35 protein-coding genes are annotated in these 25,916 nt (G+C 39.9%); all 35 read left to right on the top strand.

Going from position 1 to position 25,916, the window contains the following annotated elements; genetic code table 11:
• Positions 1-14 precede the first annotated feature (14 nt).
• The 35 genes from NSQ36_RS12305 (at position 15) to NSQ36_RS12135 (ending at position 25,903) form a co-directional block, all read left to right on the top strand.
• Positions 15-755: a hypothetical protein gene (locus NSQ36_RS12305; protein WP_339205846.1), complete on the top strand. Its 741-nt coding sequence runs from the start codon at positions 15-17 to the stop codon at positions 753-755.
• A gap of 10 nt (positions 756-765) precedes the next feature.
• A complete protein-coding gene (locus NSQ36_RS12300) occupies positions 766-942 on the top strand; it encodes a hypothetical protein (RefSeq protein WP_339205845.1) in 177 nt (58 codons plus the stop codon).
• A complete protein-coding gene (locus NSQ36_RS12295; protein ID WP_339205843.1) occupies positions 939-1,322 on the top strand; it encodes a hypothetical protein in 384 nt (127 codons plus the stop codon). Before NSQ36_RS12300 ends, NSQ36_RS12295 begins: the two co-directional genes overlap by 4 nt.
• Before the next feature lie 3 nt (positions 1,323-1,325).
• The gene (locus NSQ36_RS12290) at positions 1,326-1,667 is read left to right on the top strand and encodes a hypothetical protein (RefSeq protein WP_339205841.1); all 342 of its coding nucleotides are present in this window, start codon (positions 1,326-1,328) and stop codon (positions 1,665-1,667) included.
• Between the two features lie 16 nt (positions 1,668-1,683).
• The gene (locus tag NSQ36_RS12285; RefSeq protein ID WP_339205839.1) at positions 1,684-2,109 is read left to right on the top strand and encodes a hypothetical protein; all 426 of its coding nucleotides are present in this window, start codon (positions 1,684-1,686) and stop codon (positions 2,107-2,109) included.
• An 11-nt stretch (positions 2,110-2,120) separates the two neighbouring features.
• Positions 2,121-2,372 (top strand): hypothetical protein, encoded by a 252-nt coding sequence (locus tag NSQ36_RS12280; protein ID WP_339205838.1) that lies wholly within the window; start codon positions 2,121-2,123, stop codon positions 2,370-2,372.
• 2 nt (positions 2,373-2,374) lie between these two features.
• The gene (locus NSQ36_RS12275; protein ID WP_339205836.1) at positions 2,375-2,587 is read left to right on the top strand and encodes a hypothetical protein; all 213 of its coding nucleotides are present in this window, start codon (positions 2,375-2,377) and stop codon (positions 2,585-2,587) included.
• Between the two features lie 106 nt (positions 2,588-2,693).
• Positions 2,694-2,816, top strand: a complete 123-nt coding sequence (locus NSQ36_RS12270) for a hypothetical protein (protein ID WP_260857579.1) — start codon at positions 2,694-2,696, stop codon at positions 2,814-2,816.
• A gap of 13 nt (positions 2,817-2,829) precedes the next feature.
• Complete coding sequence (locus NSQ36_RS12265) at positions 2,830-3,279, top strand: ArpU family phage packaging/lysis transcriptional regulator (RefSeq protein WP_339205834.1); 450 nt, start codon at positions 2,830-2,832, stop codon at positions 3,277-3,279.
• On the top strand, positions 3,276-3,818 hold the full coding sequence (locus NSQ36_RS12260) for a site-specific integrase (RefSeq protein ID WP_165379014.1): 543 nt from the start codon (positions 3,276-3,278) through the stop codon (positions 3,816-3,818). Before NSQ36_RS12265 ends, NSQ36_RS12260 begins: the two co-directional genes overlap by 4 nt.
• Before the next feature lie 248 nt (positions 3,819-4,066).
• Positions 4,067-4,324 carry a hypothetical protein gene (locus NSQ36_RS12255; RefSeq protein WP_339205833.1) on the top strand — a complete coding sequence of 86 codons (258 nt, stop codon included), beginning with the start codon at positions 4,067-4,069 and terminating at the stop codon, positions 4,322-4,324.
• A 146-nt stretch (positions 4,325-4,470) separates the two neighbouring features.
• Positions 4,471-4,917: a hypothetical protein gene (locus NSQ36_RS12250; protein WP_339205831.1), complete on the top strand. Its 447-nt coding sequence runs from the start codon at positions 4,471-4,473 to the stop codon at positions 4,915-4,917.
• 126 nt (positions 4,918-5,043) lie between these two features.
• Complete coding sequence (locus tag NSQ36_RS12245; protein ID WP_339205829.1) at positions 5,044-5,283, top strand: hypothetical protein; 240 nt, start codon at positions 5,044-5,046, stop codon at positions 5,281-5,283.
• A 70-nt stretch (positions 5,284-5,353) separates the two neighbouring features.
• A complete protein-coding gene (locus NSQ36_RS12240; protein WP_339205827.1) occupies positions 5,354-5,653 on the top strand; it encodes a hypothetical protein in 300 nt (99 codons plus the stop codon).
• A complete protein-coding gene (locus NSQ36_RS12235) occupies positions 5,650-5,964 on the top strand; it encodes a transglycosylase (protein WP_106035266.1) in 315 nt (104 codons plus the stop codon). Before NSQ36_RS12240 ends, NSQ36_RS12235 begins: the two co-directional genes overlap by 4 nt.
• A 40-nt stretch (positions 5,965-6,004) precedes the next feature.
• Positions 6,005-6,361, top strand: a complete 357-nt coding sequence (locus NSQ36_RS12230; RefSeq protein ID WP_339205826.1) for a hypothetical protein — start codon at positions 6,005-6,007, stop codon at positions 6,359-6,361.
• Positions 6,351-6,716 (top strand): HNH endonuclease, encoded by a 366-nt coding sequence (locus NSQ36_RS12225; RefSeq protein ID WP_339207362.1) that lies wholly within the window; start codon positions 6,351-6,353, stop codon positions 6,714-6,716. Before NSQ36_RS12230 ends, NSQ36_RS12225 begins: the two co-directional genes overlap by 11 nt.
• A gap of 228 nt (positions 6,717-6,944) precedes the next feature.
• A complete protein-coding gene (locus NSQ36_RS12220) occupies positions 6,945-7,457 on the top strand; it encodes a phage terminase small subunit P27 family (protein WP_306010993.1) in 513 nt (170 codons plus the stop codon).
• Positions 7,454-9,163 (top strand): terminase TerL endonuclease subunit, encoded by a 1,710-nt coding sequence (locus NSQ36_RS12215; protein WP_339205824.1) that lies wholly within the window; start codon positions 7,454-7,456, stop codon positions 9,161-9,163. The genes NSQ36_RS12220 and NSQ36_RS12215 overlap by 4 nt, the downstream gene beginning before the upstream one ends.
• A complete protein-coding gene (locus NSQ36_RS12210; protein ID WP_035701870.1) occupies positions 9,163-9,342 on the top strand; it encodes a hypothetical protein in 180 nt (59 codons plus the stop codon). The genes NSQ36_RS12215 and NSQ36_RS12210 overlap by 1 nt, the downstream gene beginning before the upstream one ends.
• Positions 9,343-9,346: 4 nt before the next feature.
• On the top strand, positions 9,347-10,627 hold the full coding sequence (locus NSQ36_RS12205) for a phage portal protein (RefSeq protein ID WP_061408928.1): 1,281 nt from the start codon (positions 9,347-9,349) through the stop codon (positions 10,625-10,627).
• The gene (locus NSQ36_RS12200) at positions 10,590-11,213 is read left to right on the top strand and encodes an HK97 family phage prohead protease (protein ID WP_061408925.1); all 624 of its coding nucleotides are present in this window, start codon (positions 10,590-10,592) and stop codon (positions 11,211-11,213) included. Before NSQ36_RS12205 ends, NSQ36_RS12200 begins: the two co-directional genes overlap by 38 nt.
• 39 nt (positions 11,214-11,252) lie before the next feature.
• A complete protein-coding gene (locus tag NSQ36_RS12195; RefSeq protein WP_061408922.1) occupies positions 11,253-12,548 on the top strand; it encodes a phage major capsid protein in 1,296 nt (431 codons plus the stop codon).
• A gap of 23 nt (positions 12,549-12,571) precedes the next feature.
• Complete coding sequence (locus tag NSQ36_RS12190; RefSeq protein ID WP_065098252.1) at positions 12,572-12,979, top strand: collagen-like protein; 408 nt, start codon at positions 12,572-12,574, stop codon at positions 12,977-12,979.
• Positions 12,980-12,991: 12 nt separating this feature from the next.
• Positions 12,992-13,294, top strand: a complete 303-nt coding sequence (locus NSQ36_RS12185; protein ID WP_106071416.1) for a head-tail connector protein — start codon at positions 12,992-12,994, stop codon at positions 13,292-13,294.
• Positions 13,284-13,598, top strand: a complete 315-nt coding sequence (locus NSQ36_RS12180) for a phage head closure protein (RefSeq protein ID WP_339207359.1) — start codon at positions 13,284-13,286, stop codon at positions 13,596-13,598. Before NSQ36_RS12185 ends, NSQ36_RS12180 begins: the two co-directional genes overlap by 11 nt.
• A 2-nt stretch (positions 13,599-13,600) precedes the next feature.
• Positions 13,601-14,005, top strand: coding sequence for an HK97-gp10 family putative phage morphogenesis protein (locus tag NSQ36_RS12175; protein WP_339205820.1), 405 nt, complete (start codon positions 13,601-13,603; stop codon positions 14,003-14,005).
• Entirely contained in the window at positions 14,002-14,400 is a 399-nt protein-coding gene (locus NSQ36_RS12170; protein ID WP_339205819.1) for a DUF3168 domain-containing protein, read from the top strand. Before NSQ36_RS12175 ends, NSQ36_RS12170 begins: the two co-directional genes overlap by 4 nt.
• 2 nt (positions 14,401-14,402) lie before the next feature.
• Complete coding sequence (locus NSQ36_RS12165; protein WP_339205818.1) at positions 14,403-15,017, top strand: major tail protein; 615 nt, start codon at positions 14,403-14,405, stop codon at positions 15,015-15,017.
• A gap of 56 nt (positions 15,018-15,073) precedes the next feature.
• Entirely contained in the window at positions 15,074-15,418 is a 345-nt protein-coding gene (locus NSQ36_RS12160) for a hypothetical protein (protein WP_137055688.1), read from the top strand.
• A 206-nt stretch (positions 15,419-15,624) separates the two neighbouring features.
• Positions 15,625-20,058: a phage tail tape measure protein gene (locus NSQ36_RS12155; protein ID WP_339205816.1), complete on the top strand. Its 4,434-nt coding sequence runs from the start codon at positions 15,625-15,627 to the stop codon at positions 20,056-20,058.
• Positions 20,059-20,895 (top strand): phage tail domain-containing protein, encoded by an 837-nt coding sequence (locus NSQ36_RS12150; RefSeq protein ID WP_339205814.1) that lies wholly within the window; start codon positions 20,059-20,061, stop codon positions 20,893-20,895.
• Between the two features lie 11 nt (positions 20,896-20,906).
• Complete coding sequence (locus NSQ36_RS12145) at positions 20,907-22,655, top strand: phage tail protein (RefSeq protein ID WP_339205812.1); 1,749 nt, start codon at positions 20,907-20,909, stop codon at positions 22,653-22,655.
• Between the two features lie 37 nt (positions 22,656-22,692).
• The gene (locus tag NSQ36_RS12140; protein ID WP_339205810.1) at positions 22,693-24,567 is read left to right on the top strand and encodes a right-handed parallel beta-helix repeat-containing protein; all 1,875 of its coding nucleotides are present in this window, start codon (positions 22,693-22,695) and stop codon (positions 24,565-24,567) included.
• A gap of 13 nt (positions 24,568-24,580) precedes the next feature.
• Positions 24,581-25,903 carry a BppU family phage baseplate upper protein gene (locus NSQ36_RS12135; protein ID WP_339205808.1) on the top strand — a complete coding sequence of 441 codons (1,323 nt, stop codon included), beginning with the start codon at positions 24,581-24,583 and terminating at the stop codon, positions 25,901-25,903.
• The last annotated feature ends 13 nt before the right edge of the window (positions 25,904-25,916 follow it).

Genomic DNA, 25,916 nt, shown 5'->3' with positions numbered 1-25,916 from the left:
TAGGAGGAAAAATAATGAACCTTGAAAAAAATATTAAAGATGTTATTGCACAACAATTAGAAAATGGAATCGTTGAAAAACTGATCGCAGAACAATTGAAGCAAGGTGTTTCAAAAGCGCTTGAAGACCTGTTTGCTTCATATGGTGGAGAAGCAAGAAAAGTCATTGAGAACAAGTTAAAAAGCGTCATTGTCCCGTACCTTGAAACTTACGATTACTCAGAATACATCACCAAGCTGGATCATGTGCTAGTCGAAACGATAAAAGAAGCGTCATTTGATAACCGCAAACTGCTTGAGAACTTCAAGAATTTAATGATCGAGGAAAAAGAAAAAACAATGAAACTATCCGATCTCTTTGAGAAATGGAAGAAGTATGTGGCAAAGCAAGTAGAAACTGACGGCCTTGAAGTTGAATTTGAAGCTGGTCCAGAGTATGAAGCGGTGGAGGTTAGTGTTCAAGTTGAGCGTAACGAGGACAGATCATGGAGCAGTTTTGAATACGCCACAATATTCTTTGAATGTGAGCATGACGAAGATTTGAATTTTGAGATACCAATTTCTATCTATAAAAAAGATAAGGAATGGGATATTGACTATCGAACAAGTAACGAATTGAAGTCGCTAAGACATCTAAATGACTTTGAAATCTTGCTAATGAGATTAAGTCAAAACGGTGTGAAGCTCGACCTTGATATTGAGTGGGAAGAGGATGAAGTGACGCCGGATGAAGAGCCAGAACCGACTTTCGGATAGGAGAAAACATATGAAACTTAATAAAAAGCAACAGCGGCTAATCATTGAACGAATGAATGACTTTGGAGAAAGAGGCGTGAAATCGAATGGAGCGGATAAAGAAGCTGTTGCCGGAATGGCTACTCTTATTTGGATGCTACAGGTCTTAAACGTTGATATGGAATCACTAAAGGAGGGAACACGATGAACGAAAATAACCCGATTATCTCATCTGTAATTACAAAGCTACACCAACAGCAGGAAAAAGGCCTTCAAAAGTACGGGGTTGAGGTTGAAACCTCTTCCCACGACTTAAAAGGATGGTTACGACATGCGCAGGAAGAAGCGATTGATTTTGCGACTTACCTTGAAACGGCAATTCAGTTGCTAGAGGAACAAAAAAAGCAGGATGATTTAACAGTCTTAAAACAAAAGCTTGAAAATGAAATTCAGGTTCTAAATAAACGTATCAAATACAGGGAAGGCCCTTGTTTTCATGACGAGGAAAAGGCTATTGAACGTTTTCATTCAGAAGCTTTTGCATATGAAAGAGTAATTAAAATGATTGATGTTTTGAAAGGGGAATGAATCATGGGATTAGATTTTACGCATTGTGAGGCACGTTGGTCATACGGTAGCTTCAATAACTTCCGTAGAAAATTAGCAGCATGTATCGGTATGAATTTAGATGCTATGCAGGGCTTTGGTGGGGATATACCATTTGAGAACTATGATGATGACATCATTCCATTGCTGGATCATTCAGATTGTGAAGATGACATACAACCAGACGTTTGTAAAACCGTTGCTTCTAGATTGAAAGAACTTGTTCGCAATTGGCCAGACGATGATAGAGATAAAATCAACGCTCTCTATCTTGCGGAGGGTATGGAACTAGCGCATCAACAAAATGAACCATTGGAATTTATATAAAAGGAGGACAAACACAATGAAAAAACTACTAATCACACTAACTATTTTTGCGGCTGCGGTGCTTTATGCGCCGTCTGCTCAAGCGGTATGGTCAAACTGGCAAACGGAGGGATATGGTCATCAAGCACGAGTCTTTACGGATGACACCAATTACTATGCAGGAGCAAAAACGGTCGATTGGAGAGCTGAAAAGAAAGGATCGAGCACGCTTTACTACACCGCTGGCGTTTACAAAAAGAGATCCAATGGCGGGCTAACTGATACGAACCTTGTACAAAGGGGCAGCTTCAAAGCGGCCACGCCTCTAAAGTCGTTTAGTGTAAGTGAAATCCGTAAGCGTACCGGCAAAGGAACATACGTGATCCAGCTTGACTGCTACACTGATTCCAAGAAACGAAACTACATCGGCACCTTTGAATCCTTGAAATTCAATATCCGATAGGAGGTAACGGAATGACAAATAAAATTGTATGTCCTCATTGCAAGAGTGCTGATGGATTTTACACGAAAGAGAGAGTAACTGGCTCAGCTCACATTTACTACAATTCAGCCGGAGATTTAGAAGAAGAACAAGGCGCTATGTATGACGGCCTGTCGCACCACGGAGGAACAAAAGCCTATTGCAAGCAGTGCTATAAAACGATGGGGAAAACAGAAGATTTAGCATCGGGAAATAACGAGGAAGAAACATGGTGGGAGGAATGAACATGAATATTGATCCAAGACAAGCCTTTCGGGCTTTCATGAAATACCAACTAGAAAACGGCGAGGGACTAACAGAATTAGGACTAAACGAAGAAGACATTGATAATTTCATTTTAGGTGTAGAAGACGATATGTTTTTTTACGATAAATTAGATGAATTTTTGAAAGAATTCATTGAAATTTATGGGGAAGATTTCGGAATCGAATTAAATTAACAAACAAGTAAATAAGTCCAAGACGGAGAGCCTGCGGACACTGATCAACACCTTTTAAGGGTGCTGGTTGGTGTCCGTTTTTTATTTGTCGGAAAGGAGCGGCACCATGAAAAAAGAAAAGCCCAAAAAGAACACGCAGAAGCTCACTGACAGAGATTTAAGAGAGCTTATGGGGCAAAACATGCAAAGACTCAAACGAGCCAAAGGCGGGGCAATGCGCAGAAAATAAAGGGGGAATTATCATGAATCAAACAAGCTTAGACATTCCGCAGATCGACGAGGAAAAAACAAGATTCAAAATGGAAAAGATGATGGGAAAATATAAAATGCTTAGGTTGCAAACGCCAGAAGACTTTCTTCCAAAGATCACAACAACATATACCATTACGCCGCCTAGCTTTTCCAATCAGTTTCATTCATCGACCGAGGATGCAGCTATTAAAAAGATGGAGTGGGAGATTGAGCGTGAAAAATATATGAAGCGAATTGAAAAGGGTATTAATCGTCTTACGCAAAAAGAGCGCCGTATTTTAGTTATGCTCTATATGCAGGATGAAGAAATGTATGATTACGAGATTTACGCTGAAATGGGCCTCAGCCAAAGGAATTATTATCGTGTTAAAAATAAAGCATATTATAGACTGGCCTTTGCTTTGAGAGAAGAAGTGTACAAGCAGGGGGATAAATCATGAATTTTGTTCAGCCGATCAGGGATCTTGATCAGATCCATTATATAAAAAAATATCTTGGAGAGCGGAACAAACGAAACCTGCTGCTTTTTGTGGCCGGGATCAATTTAGGCTTGAGAATATCTGATCTTCTTCAATTACGTGTCAAAGACGTTAAGAAACAATATGTGTCTTTAAGGGAGAAGAAGACAGGCAAAGAAAAAAGAATCAAGATAAACAAGACGCTTCGGAAAGCACTAGATCAATATATTAAAGATCGTGATGATCAAGAGTATGTATTTAGAAGCAGAGAGGGACTAAACAAGCCCATCAGTCGCAGCAGTGCATACAATATTTTGAGAGAAGCGGCGGAGTATGTGGGCCTTGATAGTATAGGGACGCATACACTTAGAAAAACGTTTGGCTACTGGCATTATAAGAAATTCAAGGATGTGGCCTTGCTACAAGAAATATTCAACCACTCAAGCCCAGATATTACATTGAGATATATCGGGATCACACAAGACACAATGGATAGAACAATGGACGACTTTGGCTTATAGACTCATCTGTTCAATTGGCAGGTGGGTCTTTTTTGTGCTCTTTTTCATCAACTAACCATAATGAGAAAATGTCCAACTCATTTTAAGGAAATGGCTGAAAAGCAAGAGGGGCAAAGGATTCAGCGATTCCCTGAGTTAGACACAATATTAGATATGGTGAACTCGGGGATAATGTGGACAATGTGATATAATGGAAGTAGGGACACGGTGGATATAACAATACAGAATAGAGAGGAGGGAAAATGAATATGGAACTATTTAATCACCAGAACTGTGGTGACATGTTGGGTTTTGTACAAAGTTATATACAAGACAAAGAATTTGTTATTCTTGATTATCCAACTCATGCACATGCAGAGTCATTGGGGATAGATATATATATGAAATCAACATGGAGATTTAATAATGTTGGGAGTCTATTTACTTTGTTCTTTGGCACATGGGAAGACATACAAGATCAAATTGATATGAAGATAGAAGAATTGAAAAGACTTCGTGTTACATAAGATCCATTTAAATGAGCGGTTTCCGTTGTGGAGGCTGCTTTTCTATTGGCAAGAGAATAACATTAATAGATATGATTAATTGGTGGATAATGTTGATGATACAATAAAATGGTATAATTGAACTAATTTATGAAAGGGATGATGAAATGGATATTCAGCAACTAAAAGACCAAATCAAAGAAGTAAAAGAAATGCAAGCAGAACTTAGAGAATTAAAAGAAAGACAGGTTCATATTCTGGTTAAAAAAAAGAATGAATTGATGGAGGTTATCGAATTATTTATATCCGAGGGGGTGTATTTCAGGCATCCACAATTTGATTTTTACACTGGGATAGGTCCAGTCTTAGGAATTGAAGATAGTACCAATAGAGTGTTTATATATAACCCTAAAACAAACGGACTGCTATTAATGGGTAAAGACGATACATTAGAATATAGTGATAAAACTACTTGGTTAAATTTAATTGATGAAGAACAGTTTGATAATGCAATTGCTGGGTTGGATTACTTGTTAGATATTCAAGGGAAGAATTTGGAGATATTTGATAAAGAAATCACTAGAATAAAAAAGCAAATTGAACGCTATAATTAAAAATGGCACACTTTTGGCACGATCTTGGCAAAGCATTTTGTTTGAGAGCGGTTATGATGGTATTAGGTGATAAATTGAGAGCGGCTTCCATTGCGGAGGTCGCTTTTTTATATGGGGGTGTCGGTTGTGGCTGAACTTACTGTGATGTCTATGGAGCGATTTTTACAAGAGATAGAAGAATCTTTTTCTCAAGAAACGAACCATATTAAAACTGTTAAACGAGTTCCTTATGTCGTTGTACATGCTGAAATTAAACACAAGGGCAACAAGATTAAATCAGAGTATACATTCTATGATGCTGAGGATATGTCTTTCAAAGATGCGCAAGAACGTATAGTGAAGATGCAGCAGGACATTATTTCCTGAACTACAACTAAATATAAAGACTGAAAGCACTGTCCAATAGGGCGGTGCTTTTTTATATGGAGGAAGAGCATTGGAACTCTTAATCTTAAAAGGCTGTTCAAAACAACGTACAAGTACTTTCATCGTAGGGGCAAACACTCGTCAGGCAAGAGCGCTATGGCGACATGTGAAGAAGAGATTCCCACAGTATAAATATCCGCAATTTGTTTCAAGGAACCCGGCAATGCTAGACGGGGTAAATCCTAGAGAAACAGTTTTAATTTTACTGCCGGGCTATTATCGAAATCCAATAATCAACTGCTATGAATTTCAATGGTTAAAGGAGAATGCCATTGAAGTAGTTCATATCAATGAGGAGAAAGTTAAATGAATGATGTTTTGTGCGAGAAATGCCAAACATATTATGCTGTGGAAGTGAGAGAGATAAAAGAAGCGAAAGGAATTGTAATCCAATTCTTCTCCTGTCCTCATTGTGGAAACTCGAATGTTGTTTCTGCTACAAATAAAGTCATCCGTCAGAAATTACGAGAATTGAGAAAGGCCCGCAGTTTTTATGAACAAGCAACGACACATAGAAGCGCACAACGACGTTTTGAAAAGTATACGCAGCTACATGAAAGTGTCAAACGTCTTATGCTTCCTCTAATTGATGAAGCGAAACAGAGATTGAATAATTCATAGCATCCTTCGGGGTGCTTTTTATTTTGGGGAGGGACACAACGTGGACAACTCACTCAGGGAACTAATCATTAACACAGCAATTGGACACGCAATAAGGACAGACCAATTGTATAACGGTCTTAAAGCCCTTAATAAAAGGGGATGCATATGGGCAGATGGTGAGATCATCAGGGGGTTAGGTATGCTTGGTTCTTACGGTGTGAGGGACAGGCAAGCTATAGACAGCTTACTACATGTCAGCCAGACTCTGTCCTATGAAGCAACACGATCCTATCTAGCATCATATCAAAGGCAGCACAGGGAATTTTATGCTGTGCAGAAAGTAGGGCATCTTCATGCCTTTGTTTTGTTTGCGATGATAGATGAGAGGAAAGCTGGTGAATCCAATGCCACCTAAACCATTGAGGGAGTGTAAGGTGCGAGGGTGCAGGGAGTTAACAAGGGATGGTTATTGTCCTGCTCATGCTGATGGCAAGCAGCAGGAAGCAAAGTATTACAACAAACATGTTAGAGATAAACAATCAACAAGCTTTTACAAATCGAAAGAGTGGAAACAGACAAGACAACTTGTTCTAATGCGAGACAATTACCTTTGTCAAAGCTGTTTAAAACAAGATCGTGTCGTACCTGCTGACATGGTTCATCACATAGTGGAGCTAAAACAGGATTGGAACAAACGATTAGATTTAAATAACCTCGAAAGCATGTGTAATAGCTGTCACAACAAGGTTCATGGCAAGCGAGGGTCATAAGTACCCCCCGGCATTAAATCCCTAGAAAACGGCTTTGTGAAGATCGGTGAGCCGTCGTCTGCAAACAAACTCCGCTTTTCAAAGTTTCCGAAAACACGAAAAACCCCCTCGGCGAAAATACCGAGAGGGCTTGATACGACTGGTTTTGTTGTTAATTCGATCATAGCATGAATTAGCTCAAAAACAAGCAGAAATTATAAAAAACTGAAACGGAATGAGGTGGAAAATATGCCGAGACCTGCAAAATCCGCAACACTTCAATTAATACAAGGTAACCCAAACAAGAAAAATACTGACGAATTGGCAATGCGTGCTGAACAAGAACAGAAAATGAAAATGCGTTCTGACAATATTAAACCTCCATCCTGGTTGGATAAAGTGGCCAAGAAAGAATTTAAACGGATCGCTGCGTTATTAAAAGAAGTGGACATTATAACGGAGGCAGATATCAGCATGTTGGCCGCCTATTGTAATGCCTATTCTCAATATATTTCTATTACCAAGGTGATAGAGGAAGATGGACTCATGGTTCATAAAGATGGATTTGATGAGGACGGAAATCCAATTGAATTGATTGGAGAAGAACACCCATTATTGAAAAGACAAAAGAACTTCTTTGATCAAATGAAATCAGCTGCAAACGACTTCGGTCTTACTCCATCAGCACGCGCAAAACTAGCAATCACTAAAACACAGGAGATCAGAGAAAAGACGGCAGCGGAAAAGGAGTTTAATGTATGACAATTAAACAATTTATGATTGGTTATTCCCGTGATGTTATATCAGGGGAAATTTTGGCGTGTCAAAAACACCAATGGGCCTGTGAACGCTTTTTAAAAGATATTGAAAGAGAAGGAACAGCAGATTTCCCTTATTTCTTTGATGACGAGAAGGCAAGACGATTCCTATTCTGGATGACACAATTTAAACATACAAAGGGTCCATTGCAAGGAGAAAATATTGTACCTGAACCGATTCAAATTTTTATTTTTGGTAATATTTACGGTTGGGTACATAAAGATACGGGATACAGGAGATTTAAAAAAGCTTACTGGCAAGTCGGCCGTAAAAATGCTAAGACACAAAGCCTTGCTTGTGTGGGGTCGTTTGAGGCATTCGCTAATGACGAATATATGTCTGAGGTCTATATAGGTGCAACAAAAGCAGAGCAAGCCAAGATATGCTGGAATGAAATTAAAGCTCAAATCAGCAAGTGTGAGCTGCTTAATGTACCTGAAAAAAAATACCGGGTCGCGTATGGACAAATAGAACACCTTAAAACGTTGTCAAAAATTGAGGCGCTATCAAAAGATGCAGGGAAAACAGGTGATGGTTTTAACCCTCAATGCGGCATTATAGATGAATATCATGCTCATAAAACATCTGAAATATATGATGTTCTTGCATCAGGGATGGCAACAAGAACACAACCACTCATGATGATTATTACGACAGCTGGATTTGAATTAAATAATCCTGCGTATAGAGTAGAGTACCAATATGTTTCTAAAATTGTCGATCCAAACAATGTAGAAACAAACGATCAATATTTTGTCATGATTAATGAACTTGATCCAGATGATGACATCAAAGATGAACGAAATTGGATTAAAGCAAATCCGATTGTTGCTGCTAATGAACATGGCTTGAATTTCTTGCGCGGAGAGTTAGAGGTGGCCCTTGCAGTTCCAGAAAAAATGCGTAATTTCTTAACCAAAAACATGAACATCTGGGTTAACATGCGTGATGGTGGATATATGGACATGCAGGCGTGGTCTGATTGCGGGAAACATGAGAGTCTTCCTGATCTTTATGGTAAAGAGTGCTATGTAGGTATCGACTTGTCAAAACGCATCGACTTAACTGCTGCAAGTTTTGAATTCCAACTTGAAAACGGTATGTTTTTTGTGACATCACATGGTTTCATGCCAGAAGATACATTTCATGAACGAATGAAGACAGACCGAGTCCCTTATGATCTGTGGGTCAAGAAAGGCTGGCTCACGCTTACTGATGGAGCTGTTGTTGATTACGATTATATACGTGCTTACATCAAACGTCTTGAAGAAGAAAAGGGTTGGAAAATTAAAGAGATTGGTTATGATCCATATAATGCTACGCAGTTTGCTCAGCAGATGGAGGCTGATGGCTACGTCATGATCGAGATTAGGCAAGGGGTGCAGACTTTGTCAGAGCCAACTAAAGATTTTCGTGAAAAGGTCAAAGCGCGAAAAGTTATACATGATAATAACGATCTTCTAACTTGGGCAATGGGGAATACTGTAACAAAAATTGATGCTCAAGAGAACATCATGCTTGATAAATCAAAATCGTCACAACGTATTGACCCAGCAGCTGCACTTATAAATGCTCATGTGAGAGCTAGTCAAAATGATGATCATTTAGATTTGAATGAGTATATTTTGTCAGGAGGCTTCTCATTCTAATGAAAAATATCATTAAGCAAGTTATGATTTTTCTGTACTCAATCTTAAATGACCTAGTATTTTTTGCTGGGGCAATCTTTATTACAATAGCAGCTTATAAAATACACGAAATCATCGGTCTTTTAGTGACTGGTGGTTTTTTTATATTTACAGCAATTTTAATGAGCCGAAGGAGGTGATTAATTGTTATTAGAAGGTATGTTCTCTAAAAGATCAGCAGATTCAGACAGTGGCTGGGGGATGTCACAGGTCCCGCAATGGGTGTTTGATATTTTCGGTGGTGGTAAAACAGCAAGCGGAGAGAAAGTGAGTGAATCGACCTCATTAAAACATCCTGACGTTTTTTCTTGTATCAATGTTTTGTCAGATGATATAGCAAAACTATCTGTCCATATGTTTCGGAGGCTGGGAGAGAATATTTCAGGAGTGCGTGACCATCCTGTTTTTAAATTGCTCTATTTAAAGCCCAATCAATATATGACAGCTTTTACTTGGAAAAAAGTAATGATGACGCATGTTTGTACGTGGGGAAACGCATATTCTTTGATTCTTTCAGATAAAACAGGTGATATCAAAACATTAATCCCTCTTAATCCAGCGAATACAAATCCGTATCTCGATCCAAACACAGGTATATTGTGGTACGAAACAATCATTAATAACAAACGAGCTGAATTGCATGCGGAAGAAGTTCTGCACTTTAAAGGAATGACGGAAGATGGAATAGTAGGCCTCAGTCCAATTCAAGTGGCAAGGGAACATATTGGTGCTCAATCTGCTGCAACAAAGTTTAATGCAAAATTATACAAAAATGATGCAACACCAAGAGGTATTTTGAAAATCCCGACCCTGTTACAACCAGAGGCAAAAGAGGTTGCAAGAAAAGAATGGCAGAGAGTAAATGCGGGTGAAAGTATTGCGATTGTTGATGCTGGTCTTGATTATCAATCTATTTCAATGCCTCTAAAAGATGCAGAATTTGTAGAGTCTATGAAATTCAATAAGGCTCAAATCGCTTCCATATTCAAGGTCCCTCTTCATAAGATAAACGAATTGGACCGCGCTACATTTAGTAATATCGAACATCAATCCATTGAATATGTGAAGAACACTTTACAGCCGTGGATCGTTTCTTTTGAACAAGAAATTAATACGAAGCTGTTTACTGATAATGAAATCGGACAAGGGTTGTATGTGCAATTTAACGTAAATAGTGAATTGCGTGGTGATTCAAAATCAAGAGCTGAATTCTATGAAATTATGGAACGAATAGGAGCTATGAATATAAATGAAATTCGTGCTCTTGAATCGAAGAATGCTATCCCTGATGGTGACAGACACCTTGTTTCACTTAACTACACTTTCCTAGATATGTTAGATCAATATCAGATGGCTAAAGCTGGCCATAAAGGAGGTGATCCGAATAATGCCGAAGGAAATCAGACAGCTAACGACGGAAATTGAAGTTAGGTCACTTGATGATGAAAACAAAAGTGAATATGTAGAGGGTTATGCTCTTAAATTTGAAAAATGGTCTGAGCGTCTTGGGTGGTTTAAGGAAATCATAAGCCGTGGAGCGTTGGACGAAGCAGATATGTCCAATGTAATTGCTTTATTTAATCATAAAATTGATTATCCATTAGCAAGAAACACTGTTTCAACAGGCGCTGGTAGTCTCCAATTAACTGTTGATGCAATAGGTCTGAAATTTAGATTTGAGCCAACAGACACCACATACGGACAAGATTTGATGAAGAATTTGAGAGCAGGCGTGATCAATCAATGTTCTTTTTCGTTTTCTCTTGATCATTCAGGTGATGAAGAACCTGATGAATGGACAAGAAATGAAGATGAAAAGTTATATGAGCGCCGAATCAATCAAATCAATCGCATTTTTGACATCTCACTTGTGACAACTCCTGCATATAGCGATACGGAAGCTGTTGTGGGAGAAAGAAGTTTAGAAAAAGTAGAAGTTTTAAAAAGACAAAAAAGCACATCAAATAAGAGGATTGAGCTGGAACTAGACTTATTAGACCTGAATATATAATGGGTCTTTTTTTATGCTCAAAATCAAGGAGGAAAATCTATGCCAGTAATGATGAGTAAAGAGGAACGTCAACTGCGTCAGCAGTTTACGCAGAAAAGACAAGAAGCTAGAAATTTACTAAGTGAAGGAAAAGACGAAGAAGCACGTTCTATGCTGGATGAGGCAAAGTCTTTGCAAAAGAGAATTGAAATGATGTCTGAGGAAAGAGAACTCGATGCACCAGACATTGAAGACAGACATTATGTCCCAGAACAGAAAAGAGATCCTGAATCTGAATCGTCTGAAGAAGAGCGCAGCTTAACAGGGACACAAGAATATAGAAATGCATGGTTCAAGGTCTTGACTGGCCGTGAGGAAGAATTAGGGAACGAAGAACGGAAAATGCTGCAGGAAGTTCTAAAAGAAAACAGACAACTTTCATCCAAAAGTGATAAGGATGGCGGGTATACAGTACCGGATGACATTTCAAAACAGATAATTAAGTCCATTCAAGAATTAAATTCTGTTCGTAACTTGGTACGGGTTGTACCAAAGACGGCACCGGGAGGTAGCTATCCAGTAAGAAAGGGTGCTGCAGGGAAGTTATATAACATTGCTGAAAAAGAAGCGATCAAAGAACTCAAAAATATGGAGTTCGACCAAATCACATACAACGTCAAAAAATTTGCTGGCTTTTTGCCTATCCCAAACGAATTATTGAATGATTCTTTCATTAATTTTGTGAGGGAGATTGTAGAATGGCTCTCTGAATCTGCAACTGTAACTGAAAATGATGAAGTCTTCTATGGAAAAGGCGGAGAAAACAACGTAGAGGGGATTATAACAAGCAAAAAATATAAATCTCTCAAAGCTCCTTCTCTAATTACAATTAAGTTTTTGAGAAAAGTTAAAAACCAAATCAAAAGAGGCTATCGAAAAAATGCAAAATGGGTGATGAATACAGAGGCATTTGAAACGTTAGCAAACATTGAAGATAAAAACGGCCGCGGGATTTTAGCCGAGGACCCACGCAATGAGGATAGCTTCCTTTTATTCGGTAGACCCGTTGAAGTGTATGACGAGATTGTCACAGACGATAAACAAAAAACTCATATTCTATTCGGTGATTTTAAAAATGCATACTTTATGTTTGATCGTCAAAAATTCGAGATCAAATCAACTGACATCGGCTCAGATGCATTCCTAACAGATCAAACATATTTCAGAGGTATTGAACGATTTGACGGAAAAGTAGTTGATCCAGAAGCCGCAGTAATTGTTACTGATTTAGTTGTAGGTGAGGAAGCAGTAGTTGAAACACCTTCTGAAGATAAGTCCGTAGACGCTGGAAAATAAAAATTGAAAGGAATTGATCTATCATGGCTAAAGATTATTTGTTTGAAAGTAATGGAGTATACACATCTGCAGAGGAGGGCGCAGACGGTAAACCTATCACGCCTGTTTATTTAAAAGGAAACAGTGAAGAAAACCCTCTCTTCATTCAAGGTATGCAAGGTGAAAAGGGTCCGAAGGGTGATACTGGTCCTCAAGGTCCAAAAGGAGAAAAAGGCGATCCGGGAGAGCAGGGGCCGAAAGGTGATAAGGGTGACGCTGCAGTATTAGAGTCTGGCTCTGTTAAAAATGAACATCTAAGTGATGGTTCAGTAAATTCCCGGACAATCGGCAAAGGCAGCGTTATGTGGGAAAATCTCAACTCTGCTGTAAAAGACTTGATCATCGAATTGCAAAATAAGGTTGAAGCTTTAGAAAACCCAAAATCTGAATAAAGGTGATGCCAAATGACTGAGGCAGAACAAAAAGAACTTGAAAAAGCGAAAAAATACCTCCGCATTGATGGTGATGCGGAGGATGATTTGATTTTACATTTTATCGCTTCAGCAAAAGAGTACATCACGAATGCGACAGGTCTGAAATTTCCTAATAGTTCAGCCCGAGCAGAGCTGGCGGTCATGTCATTTACAACTCACTGGTATGAGAATAGGCAAATATCCGGCACGACATCAAATCTAGACGGGGTGCTCACAACAATGGTCAATCAACTCAAATACTTGGTTGTGGACGGTGAAAAAAATGCTGAATGACATGAGACACCGCATCCAGTTTCAGCAGAAAAAAGAAAAGAACCGTTTGCCTGTGAACGGTGACAATGGCTGGGAAACCGTGGTTGAGTGCTGGGCCAAAGCAGAGGGCTTAAAAGGCGCTGAATATTATGCTGCGGCTGCTATCCAAAAAGAACATACGATCAAATTCACCATTCGTCATCGAGATGATATCGACGAACACATGAGACTCCTATTCCAAGGGAAAACTTACGAAATTGAGTCTATATTACCGAATTATTCAAGGCTTCATTTTCTTACAGTGAGGGCAAAGGCGGTGAAGTAGTGATGTTTAATTTACAAATCGACGGCTTAGAGGAATTAGAAAACGCCATTGGCAACATGCAAAGAAAAGTAAGCAAAATGCATAAAGAAGCTCTCACAGCTGGCGCAACCGTGATAAAAGATGAACTTCATCCAAACACACCAAGATCCGACAAAGGCCAAAAACATATGCAGGATGATCTTGATATTACCCGACTTCGCACTGATGGTGACGGATTGAAATATGTGGCTGTTGGTTGGCCGAAATCGAAGTCTCGGGATGATACTCGATGGAGAATCCATTTTCCTGAATTCGGCACATTACACCAGCCCGCGCAAAAATTCTTTACGCGAACTGTTGACGCAAAATGGGACGAGGCTATACGTAAAGTCGCTGATAAATACCGACAGGCGCTGAGCAAACTATGAACAATCAAAACTTAATAAGGCGTGCAGATACTTGCAAGAATGCCATTTTTGAAGCGTTGGAGAATGATCCAGCGCTTTTGTCTTTAATAGACAAAGGTGATATCTATGAACTTGCAGTGCTAGAGGGTACAAAGTCGAGTCCGCCGTATGTTGTGTTGCAAGAAATCAACTACAGGCCAATCAAATGGGCTGATAACAGGCCCATACAAGATAGTGCAACTTATCAAATTGATGTTTATCACAATATCGATCCACAATCTATCATGGCTGTAATCGGTGATGTGATGGAGCGTTTAGATTTTGTGCCATCTATACCCATCAATGACTTTTTAGAGAAAGAGAGATTGATAAGAAAAGGGTATCGTTTTGAAAAAAATATAATACTAGGAGGCTAACTATGGCTGAGTACAGTTCAGTAACTGGTTTGGAAAATGTTCAGTTTGCACCATTGCAAAAGAAAGGTAAATTCTTTGTGCCTACTGAAATTTTAAAATATGAATATGCAATCAATATGAAGGTGGAAACTGAGACATCAACTGAGAAGCAGTACGCAGATAACAAACTGGTCGATTTAGTGGTTTCAACTGGTTCTACGAAGCTAGAAATTGAAATGCGGGATCTTCCTATGGAAATTCTTGCGAAGTTGCTAGGAATCGAACAGGACAAAAACGGGTTGTACTTGTTCAAAAAGAACATTACCCCACCATGGGTCGCAATGACGTTTGAAGGTCCAAAAGCAAACGGGAAGTCTCGTCATGTTGGTTTAGTAAAAGGGCGTTTTTCTCTTCCAGGCGATGAGTGGAAGACAAAAGAAGATAAGACAGATTTCCAAACCATTAAACTGTCTGCGGAATTTGTTGACCGTGAGCAGGACGATCTTTTTAAAGTGGTCACAGATGAAGATGCTGAAAACTTTAATCTTGATGCATTTTATAAGTCGGTTTTCGGTGATGCATACAAAGATGATAAAGCAGAACACGGCAGCAGCGTTGATATTGGAAAAGGTGCTTAAGAGGGCTGAAAAGCTCTCTTTTTTCATTGGAAAATAAAAAATAAGGGGGAGTCACGATGACTCAAAAACAAATTTCTATCTCTATTTGGTTCGAAGAAGAGAAAAAACACAAAACGTTTATTGCGCCAAGAACAAACGCAAAAACACTTTATGAGGCATTTGAGTTAGATGAAAAAGCAGCGGGTGCCGATAATGCGAAAGAACTTGTTAAAAGTCTGAATGAACGAATTAAATTCATTGTACGTGTATTTCAGAATCAATTTACTTTCGATCAGTTTCAAGAAGGCTTCCAATCCTTTGAAATTGCGGATGCAGTTAGAAAAATCATGATGGAGATCATGGGGTTTAAATCAGCAGAAACACAGGAAGAAAAAGATTTTTTGCCCGACATGAAGGCGTAGATGAGCCTTTAAAAAACGGAAAAGATCAATTAAATAAAATCTATACCAAATTACTTGAGCAAGGCTGGAAGATGCATGAAATTGATCAAATGGATATTTTTCATTTCTTAGAATTGAACGCTGAATCGAGCAAAACAAAAGAAGTAACGATAGATCAAATATTCTAAGTCTTGAAATCTTCGTCAGGAAAGCGGGGTGGTACATAAATGACTCAAGCAATTGGCAATATGGTCGCAAAAGTCAATCTGGATGACTCAGGTTTTAACAGAGGTATAACAGGGCTTCAAAGGCAAATGCGTCTTGCTAATTCTGAATTTAAAGCAGCTACTGAAATTTATAAGAATACCGGCAATCGAGCAAAAGAATTGCAAGCCAAAGTTGATGGACTTAACAATAAATATCGTATTCAAGGTAAAGTAGTAGAAGAGCACCGTAAACGTTATGAACAATTGGTCAGAGAAAAAGGGCGCGATAAAAGAGAAACGCAAATTCACGCTCGAAAACTCAATGAGTCCATCGCTGTCCATCAGAAGTTAGAAAAAGAGCTTCGTCAGGTTTCTAATGAATTTGAGCATTTGCAAAGCACCAGCAATAAAGCAGCTGGTGTTTTTTCTGTTTTTAAGAAGAACGCTGGGGAAGTATCAGAAGAGTTGCAATCTGTCTATTCTGCTGCGGGAATGGCAGGGAAGGCATTAACAGGTATCGGCGTAGCAGGCACCGTTGCAATTGGTGGCGCAGTTAAGGTAGCTGCAGACTTCGAGAAGGCTATGAGCCGGGTCGGTGCCGTGGCGAATGCATCAAATGATGAAATGGATCGTCTTACAGAAACGGCGCGTCATTTAGGGGCTACGACACAATTTACAGATGGTCAAGTAGCAGAAGGCATGCAATACCTTGCAATGGCAGGTTATAAGACAAATAACATTATCGGTGCCATGCCGGGCTTGCTTGCTACTGCGGCAGCAGGGCAAACAGATTTAGGTGTAACAGCAGATATTGTATCTGACATTCTCACAGAGTTTCATATTGCTGCAGAAGATACAAACCGCGTAGCAGATGCAATGACCTACACGTTCACCAATTCAAACGCCACACTCCAACAGATTGGACAGACAATGAAATACGCTGGCCCTGCGGCAAAAACTGCAGGTGTCAGCATGGAAGAGTTAGCGGCCGCAACGGGTATCATGGCGAACAGTGGAATCAAGGCAGATATGGCAGGTACCGCATTACGATCCACATTAACAAGGCTTGCGGCACCTCCAAAGCCAGCTGGTAACGCAATACATGAGCTTGGCCTGAGTATTACTGACGCAAACGGCCGCATGAAACCTTTATCAAACATCATAGATCAGATTAACGAAAAGACGAAAAACTATACGGAAACCGAAAAAATCCGTATCGCAAAGCAATTGGCTGGTCAGCATGCTTTATCTGGTTTTATCACTTTGCTTCATGCAGGTGGTGATAAGATCAACAAATTCACAAAAGAAATAGAAAATAGTGGCGGTATAGCTGAAAAAGTTGCAAAAGATCAAATGGACAACCTTGCGGGATCTGTGGAGTATCTGCGTTCAGCAGTAAATAACGCGGTCATTTCATTAGGTAATCAATTTATCCCTACAGCCCGAAAAGTGGTAGATGGATTAACAAAAGTAGTTAACTGGTTTGATCATCTGCCACCATCTGTTATGGGAACTATTGCCGTTACTGGTGCAGCCGTAACAGCTTTCAGCCTTTTAGGTGGGGCTTCTTTATTACTATTGAGTCTAATTCCCCGAATGGCAGAGGGATGGCGAGTGTTGCGTACTGCAGGTACCTATTTAACGGGAACTGTTAGAGGGTCATCAGCAAGTCTAGGCGTATACTCGACACAAGTTGCTGCAGCGGGTGTTGCTTCACGAACTGCGGCAACTGGCATCAACACAGCTGCAGCATCAACGGCCGTTATGTCTACTCGTATGGGTCGTTTACAACAAAACACAGGTCTAGCGACTACTCGTATGGGACGTCTAAATCAAACGGCCACAAGAACATCAAGGACAATGCGTGGACTTGGCGGCGCGTCTCGGATTGCTGGTGGGGGTTTAATGATGTTTGGTGGACCGATGGGTATGATTGGCGGTCTAGCACTCTCATTTTTGCCGGAGATATTAAAATTCGGTAAGGGTATAGTGATGATGGGTGTAAATGCCGTAAAAGGCGCAGGAGGATTTGCAAAACTTGCAAAGGGCGGTTTTGGCCTGTTTAACATCTTCAAAAAAGGCGCAGGTGTTGTGAGTTTGCTTAGAGGCGGCTTATCGTTGCTTGGTGGTCCTGTAGGGATGTTAATAACGGGTGTCACGCTTTTAGGTGAAGCAGGATTTAAATATTATGACAACCTGCAAAAACGGGTCTTACCAGCAACAATAGATTTTGGTGATAAAGTATCTGAATCCACATCCAAAGCAGTAAATGCTTATACGGATATGGAAAGAAAGGCTAATGCAAAGTTAGATAGTCTCTATCTGAATCAAAAAAAGATCACCAAAGACATAGCCAAAGATATGACAGGAAAATTTTCAGAGATGGCAGGCACGTTGAAAAAAGGTTACCAAGACAGTGCTGATAAAGCCCTAGATGTGTTGGGGAAATTCTATGCGGAAAATGATTCTCTTAAGGATAAAGACGAAAAGGAAATTCTTAATACAATCAAAGAAGGTAATGAGAAAAAGCAAAAGGAAATTGAGAAACACGAGAATAAAGTAAAAAAAATCTATGAAAAAGCAGCTAAAGAACACCGTGAATTGAATAAAAAAGAGTGGGAAGAAGTAAAAAAACATACACAAGCAATGAATAAAGAAATTGAAACGGCTCTTACAAAAAGCAAGGATGAGCAAACACTCATCTCCAAAAAACTAAAAGAAGAATCTTCCAATTTATCCGCAAAGCAGGCTGCAGCTACAGTTAAACATAGTAAAGATGCCAAAGACAAGGTTATTAGTAATGCTAAAAAGGAAGCAGCTGCAGTTATTAGAGAGGCGGATGATCAACGTTACGTTAAAAAGACAATTAGCAAAAAGCAACATGACGAAACAGTTAAAGCCGCAAAAGACCAACGAGAAAAAACAATAAAAGAAGCTGAAAAAAGTCATAAAGGCGTTGTGAAGGAAGCGAAGAAACAAGCAGAAGGGCATATCAATCAAGTTGATTGGGAGACTGGCGAAGTACTAGGAGCATGGGATACATTCCTTGTTGATTTAGCTGGTGTCGTCAATACAATTACTTATGGCATTAATAAAGTCCTCGAATTCATGAATATTCCAACAATACCAGAGTGGAAACCTAAAGGATACGGAAGTAAAAAAGGCGGCGCCGAACATTCGTATGCCAAAGGAACAGACTATCATCCGGGTGGCCGCGCGCTTGTAGGTGAAGAAGGCTATGAATTAGCTCACACTCCTGGTATCGGGACATACATGGTCGGTGTTGGTGGTCCACAAATTTGGGATTTACCACGCGGAACATCAATCCTGCCTCATGATCAGACCAAAAAAATCACATCACAGGGATTACCCGGTTATGCAGGCGGCGTTGGTGATTTCTTTAAAAAAGGCGTTAAAAAAGCTGGTGAAGTAGTAGGCAATGTGAAGGATTTTGGATCAGATATGTTTGATCTTGTGATGGCCGGACCAAAGAAAATTATCAGCAATATATTTGGTGGTCTCATCCCGTTTAAAACTGGTAAAGGGATAGACGGACTTGGAACAGGTATTTTAAAGACAATTCAAAAAGGTGCTTTAGGATTTCTAACAAAATCGTTAGGTGATTTTGGAGGAGACGGAGGGGCATTCAAAGGTGTAGGTGGTAGTGCTGCGGTCAAAAAGTGGGTTGCACAAGCTATCAGTATCACTGGTATTTCTCCATCATATGCAAAAGCGTTAGAAACCATTGCCATGAAGGAATCAAGCGGAAACCCGACATTAGTTAACAGGTGGGATAGTAACTGGAAGGCGGGACATCCATCACAAGGGCTTATGCAATTTATACCAAGCACATTTGCTGCATACAAAAAGCCCGGATATGGAAACATCAAACATCCAGTACATCAAATCGTTGCCGCGATTAACTATCTAAACAAGCGTTATGGTGGCATCTATAACCATCCGGGATTAAAATCTATGGCACGCGGTGGCCCTTACATCGGTTATGCATCTGGTGGTGTCATTGATAATCACCAAATCGCACAACTGGGAGAAAACGGCTGGCGAGAATATGCAATCACGACTGAGCCTAAGTATCGTAAACGCTCTTTACAGTTATACTCTAATCTCGGTAAAGAGCTTGGAGTGCCTAGTTTTGGGGATGGTATGATCTCCACGGCTTTACAGATGCTTGATCGCATTAGTAACAAAGGAGACAAGCCTCAGAGCAGGCAGCAAGATGCATCTGACATGAGACAGATGATTGAGAACCAAAACAAGCAAATTGGTCTTATGGCTCAACAAATAGACCTGCTGTCTCAAGGATTAATGATGATGCAAAAAGGCTTTGAACAATTAATCTCCAAAGATAGTAACAACTACATGGATGGTCGAAAGCTAGATCAAACGACAGGTGAACGTTTTAGAAAACAAGCATTTATGAGTGGGGTGAGGTAGATGGAATTATATATTGATTTTAACAATGGATTGGGTGAGCAAAGTCTAAATGACTTGCTTCCTCATTTTCATCCATTGAGCATGACACCTGCCTCACCAATTGTTGAATTTGAGACAGTGTCATTACCACGAATTAATGGTATTGTACTGCCGCAACACCCGAGGGACGTGAAGTACAAAGAAAGACAGATTCAGCTTGAAATATATATGAACTCTATAATAGCTGAGAATTTTTACAGCTACAGAAGCGAGCTTTATGCTTTATTAGTTAAACCGTACCCATACTATATTGCTTGCGATTTATTCCCAAACAGGCGCTTCTTGGTGACTTGTGATGGGAATTTTTCAGTTCCAAAGGAAAAAGAAAAGAATCATGTTGTGTTTACAGTAGAATTTACGGACGTTTTGGGTGCTGCTGAATCCAAAAGTACATCACTTAACCCTCAAACATTTGAGGGGGAAAGATGGAGTCCCGGAATGAATATCGAGATGCGGGATGACTTGGAATATTCATTTAAAAATAAAAAAACGTTCAGCATCTATAACATTGGAGATTTTAGGATCAATCCACTTCGTCATGATTATCAAGTGACGTTGAGAGCAAAAGGAAAAGGGGTAACAATCATCAATCATACGACAGGTGAACGTTTGAAAATTGAAGATGAAATATCCAAATCAAGGGAGGTTTCTTTTATTAAACAGTACACCGTTGCTAACAAGAAACGTCTCAAGACATCTGGTAGGCTTCCGTCACTTGATATTGGCCGAAACGATTTCGAAATCCAAAACGCCAGCGATATTGAAATTGTGTTTGACACAAGGTTCTATTACGCATAGGGAGGGATGACATGGCTGCGGTTGACTTTATCAAAAAACTAGCACCTGGAGCGAAAAAAGTTTACAAAAAATATAATGTCCTTGCAAGTCTTGTCATCGCTCAAGGGTGCCTTGAAAGTGGTTTTGGAGCAAGTGACCTGTCACAGCAAGCCTATAATCTCTTTGGAGTGAAAGGGTCATACAAAGGAAAGTATGTCCTGATGTGGACCAAAGAACAGGATAAGCACGGTAACGAAACCAGAGTGAAAGCTCCATTTAGGAAGTATCCTTCATTTGCGGAAAGCCTAGAAGATTTGGGGAGCCTATACACTAGGCTCAGTCGTTATAAGGCAGTGGTTGGCGAAAAAGACTATCAAAAGGCTACTGCTGCTGTTGCAAAAGGTGGTTACGCCACCGACATCAACTATGCAATGAAATTAAACAGCATAATCTTCACTTACAAACTCACACAATACGATAATGTGGATGATCTACCAGAAGAGCCGAGTGAACCAGAAACACCAACTGGACCTGAGTATCCAAGCAAGGAATACGATGGGAAGGACATGCCACTCAATCAACATTTGCCGTCTGATGTGGATTTTCCACAGCTTCACGTATCAAGCAAGGATGGAAAGGATGTCATAGAGATCACTGGTGTGTCTGTTGACTTCACGGCCGATCCAACAGGTAAAAAATCGTTCAGCTTTACACTGCCGCGCACACAGGAAAATGCCACAGAGTTTGAGTTATTGGTTGTGGACAACATTTTATATCTTGATGAAAAGAAATATAATCATCAAAAATACTACATTACGAATGTAAGTTTGCATCAGGAAAATGGAGTGCTAACAAAAACGGTTACAGCTGCGCATATTTTTTCTGTCCTGTTGATTAATAACAGAATTGAAAAAACAATTTCTAAGAAGTTAGGTATTAAAGAAGCGCTTGATATTGCTCTTAAAGGAACTGATTTCAAGTATGTCATACATGCAAAAGATGGAGAAATTCCATCTGCGGAACAGGAGAATTTCGGTGAAAAGAATTCCACAGAACTGATGGATGAAATTATCGAAGATTATGGCATAGAGTTAGACGTGGATAATTACAAAATCCATGTTTACAAAAAGATGGGCCAAGAAATAGACTTTGTGCTTGATAGTCGCTATAACATGCCCGGCATTACTATTACGACAGATTCTCAGAATTGTACCACTCGTGCGTGGGGATACGGCGCACAAAAAGAAACAGATTCCGCCTCTGAATCAAAGGATGGCAAAACAACAGAAGATGAAAAAGAAGTGAAAAAAGATGAAGAAAAAGAGCCTGAGTATGTTTTTGAGCCAGTTCTTTACATTCATCCCGATGAAGATAAATTTCTCATTGAAGGTAAACCGCGCTGGGCGGAGCCGATTAAAGATGAGAGATACAAGAAAGCTGGTAGCATCATTTCTGCGTTAAAGAAACATGTTAATCCTTACCCAGAAATGACTGTAGAAGTAGAATTCCAAAAAATCTATGAACCGAAATTGCTTGAAATTGAACAAGATTTTTGGTTAGGTGACACGATCCATGTTATCGCCGACACTGCAGACGGAATAACCTTTGAGGATGATCTTAGGGTCGTATCAATTCAGCATAACCCTCTCAATCCGTATAGTAGTCCAACGATAACATTTGCGAACTTCCGCAAGGACATACAACGAATTACAGTAGATCAAGCAAAACAAGTGAAAAACTTACAACGATATATAAACGACATGCTCAAGACGCTTAGATAGGGTCTTTTTATTTTTGCCAAAAAAGGAGAGTGAGAACATGGTGAGGCTTAGAAAGGACTATGACACTAGACGAAACTCGAAATACGCAGAGCAGCTGCGAGAGGATATGCAGTCTATAGAAAATCATTTGAATCAGAATGCAGATGATTTGAAACGGCATAAAACAAACGACATAGCTCATACGTCGAATCAAATCAAACATGGGTTATTCTCTGTTGCCAATCGAATAGACAACATGTGGTCAAGGATTATCAATCTAGTATTAAATCACGATGGAAAAGATGTTAAAGAAGTGGTTGATATTCGTGTCGCTAGGGATGCATCCATTCATCCCACCGCAAAAGATCGTCTTGATTATGATTTCCAAATACTTGAGCAAGAAATTGAAGATTCTGCAGTTTCTCTCAATCTTAAAAAATTCATTAAAAAATATGGAAGTTTCACAGCTGGCTTTAAGGCGGCACTAAGTCTTGCGAAGTTATATCCTGTGCATATTGTCGTGCCACCCGGAAAATACAAGCTGATGGAGACAGCCCGTATCTATAAAAACACTCATTTGACCTTACAGGCTGGCGCAGTTATAAGGCGAGGCTTTGTAGGGTCAATGCTTGTAAATGGTGATAGAGACGATCAGACAAAAGGTTATAACGGCCACGGGAACATACTGATTGATGGGCAAGGGGTGTTTGATAGCGCAGGTGGTGAAATCAAGGAACAATGTTCTGTTTTAGGTTTTGGACATGCTGAGCGCATTATCATTCGTGATATTACGATCAAAGATGTGTGCGGCGGCCACGCCTTTGACTGTGCAGGCAATAAGCACGTCTTAATTGAAAATGTCTGGTTTAAAGGTTTCGCTGATTATAAGGGCGACAGATGGTTTTCTGCTGCGATTCAGCTGGACTTGATGAGATCGGCGGGCAACTTCGGTGCCTTTGGTGCATATGATCAAACCGTCAGCAAGCATGTCACTATTCGAGACTGCTATTTTAGCAGATCCGAAAGCTTAAGAGGATATGCGCGAGGGATAGATTCTCACACCAGCACTGATGGTTTTTGGTATGGTGACATCCGCATCATTAACAATGATTTTGAAGATACATCCGAGTACGCGGTGTCCGGCAACAAGTGGGAAGATGTTCTGATAGAAGGAAACAGATTTAAGGATTGTGCATCCGGCGTAAGACTAATGATCCCAAGAGTTGAATCGGTCTACACGCAAGACGCAAACGGCAATCCTACGAACAGGGTCAACAAGGTAAAGCGTCTTTCAGTCAAAGATAACACTTTCACCAATATCAAAGAGCGTCATGCCATTCAAGTATATGGCCGCAAAGGAATTCAAAAAATTGATGACGTAGATGTTTCAGGGAATAAAATCAACGGCGTAAAGGTCAAGCATGCTATTCACTTATCAGACGTGGATGGCTTTTTGGTGTCTAACAACCAATTTAGAGACATCAAACATCATGGGGTACTCTTAACACGCTGCAGCAATGGCAAAGCTGATCTAAACGTCGGACGAGACATCGAAGGAAACGGCGTGCGCGTAGAATTAGGGTGCAAGAACATTGATGTCACAAACACAACGTTACGTGAAGTTGGATATTCGGGGATTTCTGTTTCAGGTGATTCAGAGGACATAAACGTTGATTTCAGCGATATTCAGAATGCTGGTAAAAGGACTTCTTCATCAAACCCGTATTACGGAATTATCTTCATGGATGGAGTCAGAGATTCAGCAGCAAGATTCAACAAAGTGCGCGGGAAAAAATGTCGATATGCGATGTATTTAACCAGTAAATGCTCACGCATTCAGCATTTCGGCAATCGACTTAAAGGAGCTGGCGCAGAAGATTCTTTAAAAGACAGCAGCGTTGATCCTATTAAATCGTTTGAAAATGTAACATGAGAGAGGTGATAGCATGATTCGGAAGAACGGTCCACTTGATTTTGAGGTAAACGCGTATACCAGTTCAAGTGTATCAACCAGCATAAATTTTTGGACGCAGGATCGACAGACAGCGCGGTTGATATTTAAACTCACGAAAGATGGCGTGCCGTTGCCTCTGGCAGCTGTCACAGGAAAACTTGTATTAGTTATGGCCGACGGCAGCCGATTCATTAGAGACGTAACGATAGTTGATAGAGTGAACGGTCATGCGGAATACATTTTGACAGAGAATGAAATAAAACATTATGGAAATGTACAAGCTGAGCTAAATTTGTACTATACAAATGATCAATCTATGTCCGTACATCAGTTTTCTTTTAACATTACGAAGTCTCTCATTGATCAAGATATCGTCCCAATTACAGAATACTATGTGGACGAGTTTGAGGCGTTAAGAGATAAAATAAACGCATTGTATGAGGAGTCTATACAAACAATTGAAGATCTAAGAGACAAGTTTGAGGACTTGGAAAAGATCGAAACAAAAGAAGGCGCGCAGTCTAAAGTAGATGTAGCACTTGCGGCAGCTAAAAAATACACGGATGCTCAAGCGGAAACACCTGCAGGTGCAAAAGATAAAGCAGCGGCAGCACTGGAAGCGGCAAAAGAATACGTCGATCCGCACCTTGAAAACGAAAAAATCCATGTAACGGAATCAGAGAAAAGCAACTGGAACAAGAGCCAGCTTTATAGGCTTACGCCAAACGATGGAAGAGTTGCAAGGGTTCCAAATGGTACTGACATATTCAAGTTACCAACTGGACCATACATGGGAGCCCAGCTCCTTAATGCTCCAGTAGAAAATGATACAAGCTTTTATTACATTGATGTTTTTGAAACAAAGTATGAACAAAATGGAGTCGTATATAAACGCATTATCGCTACAAGATCATTTGATAACATAACTTGGATTGGCACTTTCCATGCTCAAGGTTTCAAAGGATGGGATCGAGTGTTATCCGAAAAAGATTTAAGCAGCACATGGAACGAAGTAACGTTAGTCACTGGAACAACAAAACACTTTGCCGGAAATCCACTCAAATTTTCGATACGTCTAAACTCTTTACATCTTCGGGGGTCTTTCGAAGGAATACCAGCGAACGATACTATCATTGCTCGTTTTGTTCAAAAACCATCAGGGACAACCGTTTTTGGAGGTACAACAGTTGGATCATACGGAGCAGCACGTTTGACGCTTGGCGTAGATGGCTCACTCAAATTTGATGGGCTAAATGCGAACGATAATTCAAAAGTGTCAAGGGTTGAGATAAACGAGGAAATTCCATTGTGGTAAGGGGATAAGATAA

This window comes from Bacillus sp. FSL W8-1143 (genome assembly GCF_037965155.1).
In the GTDB taxonomy this organism is placed as follows: Bacteria; Bacillota; Bacilli; order Bacillales; family Bacillaceae; genus Bacillus; species Bacillus pumilus.
This window is presented reverse-complemented; position numbering and strand designations above follow the sequence as displayed.